Source organism: Shewanella sp. 10N.286.45.A1 (assembly GCF_041470405.1).
In the GTDB taxonomy this organism is placed as follows: Bacteria; Pseudomonadota; Gammaproteobacteria; order Enterobacterales; family Shewanellaceae; genus Shewanella.
In genome coordinates this window covers 1-5,138 of the sequence record NZ_JBFRMK010000245.1, presented here as the reverse complement: position 1 = coordinate 5,138, position 5,138 = coordinate 1, and the positions used below count along the sequence as shown (strand labels likewise).

Sequence of the window (5,138 nt, the reverse complement as noted above, 5' to 3'; positions counted from 1 at the left end):
AAAGATTAACAGCCCCTAGTTATAGCGCGGTCATTCTTAGCTTTATATCGGGCACTTTGTGGGGGCGCGCTATTGCGCTATCAACCAGCAGCACGACTGGGCGTTTGCTTATACAGGGTAATCTGTTTTCAATCTTGGCTTGGATAGCTTTATTACTAAATCAACCGCAGATCAGCCTGGCGATATTGGCTGTAGGCTACTTAAGCCTGTTAGCGATTGAAAGAAAAGCTAAAGAGTTATGCCTTAACCAAGATTATATACCCGTTCAACTTGAAGGTGCTCGTTTCAGAGGCTATGTGCCAGTTCAATTCTAGGCGCATTAACGTAGAAATGGTTTTTCCCTTTTAAGTGAGTGCAACAACGAAGTGGACTGGCACAAAGCCTTCCTAGATGGGCTTTAATGGGCTTTACTCAGTGTTATTGATTTTACCAAGGGAATGACCATTCGTGGCAATCAACGCCGTGATTAAAGCCCATTAAATTCCCACTGAATCCTGCATATTCAGGTAGAACGGGTATATATCAATGAGGCTCAGATTAACGTTGGTAGCGGTAACTTTGCATCTACTGATGTTAATCCATCAATTTTTCGGAGGTTAGCAATGAAACTACGTATCTTCTATGACTCACTCTGTCCGCTATGTGACGCAGAAATGCAGCACATTAAATCATTAGACAGTCACGATAACATTGAACTACAAGATCTCAATCAAGCTGATTTTAGCGTTAAGTTTCCTGAGATAGATTTCGCTCTAGCGAATAAGATTTTACACGCTCAGCGTGCCGATGGTTCGTTAATCACTGGACTCGAAGTGACCTACGAAGCCTGGGCTGCAGTGGGTAAAGAGAAGTGGGTTTCCCTGTTACGCTGTTCGTTAGTTAAACCATTTGCTGATAAAGGTTATCTGTTCTTTGCTAAGCACCGCTACCGAATATCTTACCTACTCACTGGCAAGAAACGCTGCGAAACAGGCACTTGCTACCGCTAAGCTTGACTGCTGTAGCAGTTCATATCGATTCGACTAGAATTAATTTTGTAAGTAATGCAATCAAACTGGCTGCTTAATCGTTAAAGGGTTGAATGTGTTTATTTATCAAAAGGAATAATCGATATGAAATCTTCAACAACTGCATTAGGTGTAACGGTTGCTGGTATTTTAGCGGCGAGTTTATCTTTAAGCGCACAAGCAGTGCCGGATCAACCCAAAGAGTGGGAGAAGTGCGCCGGGATTGCTAAAGCCGGTGCCAATGACTGTGGTGCATTAGATGGCAGTCATGGCTGCGCTGGTCAAGCCAAAGCAGACAATCTTCCTACAGAATGGGTTTATGTTCCTGCAGGCACTTGCGACAAAATTGCTGGTGGCGAAGTTAAAGCGGTTAAACCGGCGAAAAGCTAATGCCTCATTCTGGCATAGTAGGCGCAGGCATAGGTCTGCGCACTCCCCATGTTCAGCAAATATTGGCTGACGATAATCTCGAACTCCCTTGGCTAGAGGTGTTGGCTGATAACTGGTTGGTGGACGGCGGGCTAAACCAGCATCTGCTTAAGCGTATTAGTGAGCGATTTCCACTGGTGTTTCATAGCGTAGGTTTGTCTCTTGGTGGCGCCAACACGCTGGATGTGGATTACCTCAACAAGATCAAATCTCTCAAGCAAGCCTGTGGCGGCCATTGGTATTCAGAACATGCAAGTTTCTCCGGTAACAACGACTTTAAAGTCGCAGATCTGTTACCGCTGCCCTATACAGACGAAGCTGTCATGCATATCAGCAAGCGGATTCAGCAAACCCAAGATCTATTGGGTGAAAGAATGTTGTTGGAAAATGTGTCTACCTATATGAGTTGCCAACATAATGAATTGAGTGAGGGAGAGTTTATTGCTGCTATTGCTGAAGAAGCCGACTGTTATCTGTTGTTGGATATCAATAATGCTTTTGTCACTAGTGTGAATCTCGATCAGCAGTTACAAGCCTTTTTGGATGCCGTACCTGCCAAGCGGGTAAAGCAGATCCATTTGGCGGGCTTTCATCAAAAAGATGATTATCTGCTGGACGCCCACAACCATCCTGTCGATCCGCAAGTTTGGCAGGCTTATCAAAATTACATTCAGCTCAATGGCAATATTCCCAGCATGATTGAGTGGGACAGTGAAATACCTACACTGGAACGGCTGTTACAGGAGCGGCAGATTGCCGCCGATATGATGCAGTTTAATGCTAAGCCCGTTGCTGGAGTTGATCGATGCGCTTAGCGGACTGGCAGGGAGCATTTATTCAAGCACTGCAAGCGAATGGCGATGAGCGTGCATTATTGACTATGGTCAATCAGCGCGAGCATTCTCGGTTAAAAATTTACCAAAACAACGCTTTTCAAGCGCTGCTAAGTAGCCTACAAAGTAGCTTTCCTGTTTGCCAGACGGTCGTGGGAGAGCGCTGCTTTGAGCAACTAGCGCAGCAATATTGTAACCGTTACCCTTTGAAAGATGCCAACTTAAACCATTATGGTGCACAGTTTCCAAGGTTACTTGCCGATGAGATTAAGCAGCATCAAGCATTTACCGGGCTTGAGTACTTACCTGAGCTGGCAACACTTGAATGGACGCTAAAGCAGGGCTATTACGCTCAAGATCGCAGTGACTATGTGCGACAGCCACAAGTTCGTAGCTTGGATGAGTTGGCGCTACTTAGTGAAGCGCAGCAGCAACAAGCAGTGCTACTTCTTCAACCTGATATTGAGCTGCTTAGTTGCCACTATCCGGTACAACGAGTCTGGTTAAAACACCAAGCCACAGCAGAGCAAAACTACACTGCTAGTTGCGATAGCCCTGTAAGCTATCTGCTGATCTTCAGGGACCGCTTTAAGGTGAGTTTTAGGCAAATACCAACGCCTCAAGCTAAGTTAATCATGGCTATAAAGCAGGGTATGTCGCTCGGGCAGTTAACTAGCACTGATATGGATTTGAGTGAATTAACTCAACTGATTCAACAGGGCTGGATTGCGGGCTATAAACTGGTGGTAACAGCCGATGGATAGAGCGCTATTGCAGAGTCTATATCGCTACTGTTTATGTCTTACTCGGCATAGCGCAGCAGCGGAAGACTTATTGCAAACAGCGATCGAACGTTGGTTAAGTAGCGCAGTTAAACCGAAATATCCGACAGCCTACCTACGCACAATTATCCGCAATCAATTTATTGATGACTGCAGACGCCTAAAGCGGATCGACTTTGACCCAATAGATGAGCACGCCCCAGCATTATTAGATGAAACCTGTATGGAGCAGGTCGCGTTGCAACATGACTTAATTGAGTATCTGTTCTCTCAGCTCAATGCCGCCGAAAGGGAGGTACTGTATCTGTGGGCGGTTGAAGGGTTTAGCGCTGCAGAGATCGCCAATGACTTGGGTCAACCTAGAGGTACGATTTTGTCGAGGCTACACCGGATAAAAATTAAGGCGGTTGAGCTTATGCCAAATGAAACCGCCACCACACAAAGTAACGGTCAGGGGAGCTAGCAATACTATGAGTAATAAGCACGATGCCACTGACAACAGTTTTAGACAATCAGTGAAGCAATATATTGAAGCTCAGCAACTGTCAGATGAGGCTTTAGCACGCATGGAAGCATTGTATTCTGCTGCAGCGCAGGCAGATGAAGGGCTTAGTGCTGATTGCTTGTTTAGTAAAGAGTTACAGCTTGAAAGTGACGCGATTGAAAAGCCGTCTGCTCAAGATTATATAGACGAAACTGAGTCTATGCTTGCCAGCCAGCCAGCTGCATCGAGTAAGGGGCGAAAACCTTTAGTTAAATTAGTTTATGCGCTTGCAGCCAGTGTTTTTGTGCTGGTGGCAGCATTTCAGCTGTACTCATATACCCAGATTCAGCAGCTATTTAATGGTGCATCAAATAGTGTTGTTATGACGAGTATGAGCTGGAAAATTGCTGATGAAGTGGCTCGAAATCATGTAAAGATGAAACCACTTGAGGTGAGAACTGAGCAACTAAGCCAGCTTAGAGATTATTTTACTCAGCTGGATTTCACCCCCGTTAATTCAAGCTTTCTCGCCAAAGCCAACGATACTGATAGTAAAATGCTTGGAGGCCGTTATTGCTCTATTCAGGGTTTAACAGCTGCACAGATTCGATTTAGTCAAAAAGATAAGCAACCGATCACTCTATACGAAGTGCAATATGATCCATCCCTCTATGGTGAGCAGCCAATATTGGAGCAGGGAGATAAGCCCACTGAGCTAATGGTTCGCGGTGTAGCCGTGTCTATATGGGTCGAGAAAGGGCTATTAATGGCAACAGCCCGCTCGGTTGATTAAGGTTTTATCGTCATTTTTTACGGTATCAGTTTAGATCGACATGAGCTTGTGTTTGTTAAATAGCGTCCATTGATCCACCTTTTCACCATTAGGCAAAGTGCAACTGCCATCAGCAAGATCGACCGTGCCGCCTATTTCTAAACAATATTGTGCTGCTGGGTTCGGTGTTTTTTGCATTTCAGTGACGTCGGGAACTTGTTTATGCCCGCGCTCAAATAACTGCCATTGTTCAATAGTTTCGCCGCTGGGGAGGGTGCATATCCCAGTGGCCAAATCGAGCTCTCCTTGTAAAGAGATACAATACTCCGATGCTGGATTCACTTTGCCTACCGAGGTCGGTACGTGTTGAACAACAGGTTCATCAGTTTGCTGAGATTGCCTATAGAGTTGCCACTCTTCAATACGCTCGCCACTAGGTAATGTGCAGTAACCGACTTGCCCGTCATCTTGGTTTTCAATTTCGAGGCTTCCACCTTGTTCTATACAGTAGCTTGAGGCTGGGTTAGCTAACTTCGCCGATGTTGCAGCTGGTGTCACTTGGTTGGTGGATTGAGAATCGCAAGCCACGAGTAGTGCACAGCTCGATATAAAACTGATTATCTTATATTTTCTCATATATCGTTCTCTTCTTGGCAGTCGGTTATTAAGTGTTAACGTATTGGTCGCTAAAAAGGGCTATTTTTCTGTCGATAGGCAGCTTTAATGTGTTTGTAGAGTGTAAAGTCTTTGAAAGAGCCGCTAGCTAATCATTTATTCTAGCTGCAAAATGGCTGTTATTAAGTGAGTATGTCGTTTATACCCGTTCTACTT

General features: G+C 45.1%; 8 protein-coding genes. 7 read left to right on the top strand and 1 reads right to left on the bottom strand.

Annotated features, from left to right (window positions below; all coding sequences use genetic code 11):
- From AB4238_RS17080 to AB4238_RS17050, 7 genes are all read left to right on the top strand, one after another.
- On the top strand, nucleotides 1–314 hold a 314-nt coding region (locus tag AB4238_RS17080), incomplete at its 5' end, for a DUF3429 domain-containing protein (protein WP_372034523.1).
- A 288-nt stretch (nucleotides 315–602) separates the two neighbouring features.
- Nucleotides 603–989 (top strand): thiol-disulfide oxidoreductase DCC family protein, encoded by a 387-nt coding sequence (locus tag AB4238_RS17075; protein WP_372034522.1) that lies wholly within the window; start codon nucleotides 603–605, stop codon nucleotides 987–989.
- Nucleotides 990–1,112: 123 nt separating this feature from the next.
- The gene (locus AB4238_RS17070; protein WP_372034521.1) at nucleotides 1,113–1,397 is read left to right on the top strand and encodes a DUF2282 domain-containing protein; all 285 of its coding nucleotides are present in this window, start codon (nucleotides 1,113–1,115) and stop codon (nucleotides 1,395–1,397) included.
- Nucleotides 1,397–2,251, top strand: a complete 855-nt coding sequence (locus tag AB4238_RS17065) for a DUF692 domain-containing protein (protein WP_372034519.1) — start codon at nucleotides 1,397–1,399, stop codon at nucleotides 2,249–2,251. Before AB4238_RS17070 ends, AB4238_RS17065 begins: the two co-directional genes overlap by 1 nt.
- Nucleotides 2,242–3,033, top strand: coding sequence for a putative DNA-binding domain-containing protein (locus tag AB4238_RS17060; protein WP_372034518.1), 792 nt, complete (start codon nucleotides 2,242–2,244; stop codon nucleotides 3,031–3,033). The genes AB4238_RS17065 and AB4238_RS17060 overlap by 10 nt, the downstream gene beginning before the upstream one ends.
- Nucleotides 3,026–3,514 (top strand): RNA polymerase sigma factor, encoded by a 489-nt coding sequence (locus AB4238_RS17055; protein ID WP_372034517.1) that lies wholly within the window; start codon nucleotides 3,026–3,028, stop codon nucleotides 3,512–3,514. The genes AB4238_RS17060 and AB4238_RS17055 overlap by 8 nt, the downstream gene beginning before the upstream one ends.
- A 7-nt stretch (nucleotides 3,515–3,521) precedes the next feature.
- Entirely contained in the window at nucleotides 3,522–4,328 is an 807-nt protein-coding gene (locus tag AB4238_RS17050; protein ID WP_372034516.1) for a hypothetical protein, read from the top strand.
- A gap of 30 nt (nucleotides 4,329–4,358) precedes the next feature.
- Here the strand turns inward: AB4238_RS17050 and AB4238_RS17045 are convergent, their stop codons facing one another.
- Nucleotides 4,359–4,943 carry a DUF333 domain-containing protein gene (locus AB4238_RS17045; RefSeq protein WP_372034515.1) on the bottom strand — a complete coding sequence of 195 codons (585 nt, stop codon included), beginning with the start codon at nucleotides 4,941–4,943 and terminating at the stop codon, nucleotides 4,359–4,361.
- Nucleotides 4,944–5,138 lie beyond the last annotated feature (195 nt).

What these genes read in the sequence shown, in the direction of transcription:
- AB4238_RS17075 (WP_372034522.1), top strand. Translation starts at nt 603, where the DNA reads ATGAAACTACGTATCTTCTATGACTCACTCTGTCCGCTATGTGACGCA.
- AB4238_RS17070 (WP_372034521.1), top strand. Translation starts at nt 1,113, where the DNA reads ATGAAATCTTCAACAACTGCATTAGGTGTAACGGTTGCTGGTATTTTA.
- AB4238_RS17065 (WP_372034519.1), top strand. Translation starts at nt 1,397, where the DNA reads ATGCCTCATTCTGGCATAGTAGGCGCAGGCATAGGTCTGCGCACTCCC.
- AB4238_RS17060 (WP_372034518.1), top strand. Translation starts at nt 2,242, where the DNA reads ATGCGCTTAGCGGACTGGCAGGGAGCATTTATTCAAGCACTGCAAGCG.
- AB4238_RS17055 (WP_372034517.1), top strand. Translation starts at nt 3,026, where the DNA reads ATGGATAGAGCGCTATTGCAGAGTCTATATCGCTACTGTTTATGTCTT.
- AB4238_RS17050 (WP_372034516.1), top strand. Translation starts at nt 3,522, where the DNA reads ATGAGTAATAAGCACGATGCCACTGACAACAGTTTTAGACAATCAGTG.
- AB4238_RS17045 (WP_372034515.1), bottom strand. Translation starts at nt 4,943, where the DNA reads ATGAGAAAATATAAGATAATCAGTTTTATATCGAGCTGTGCACTACTC.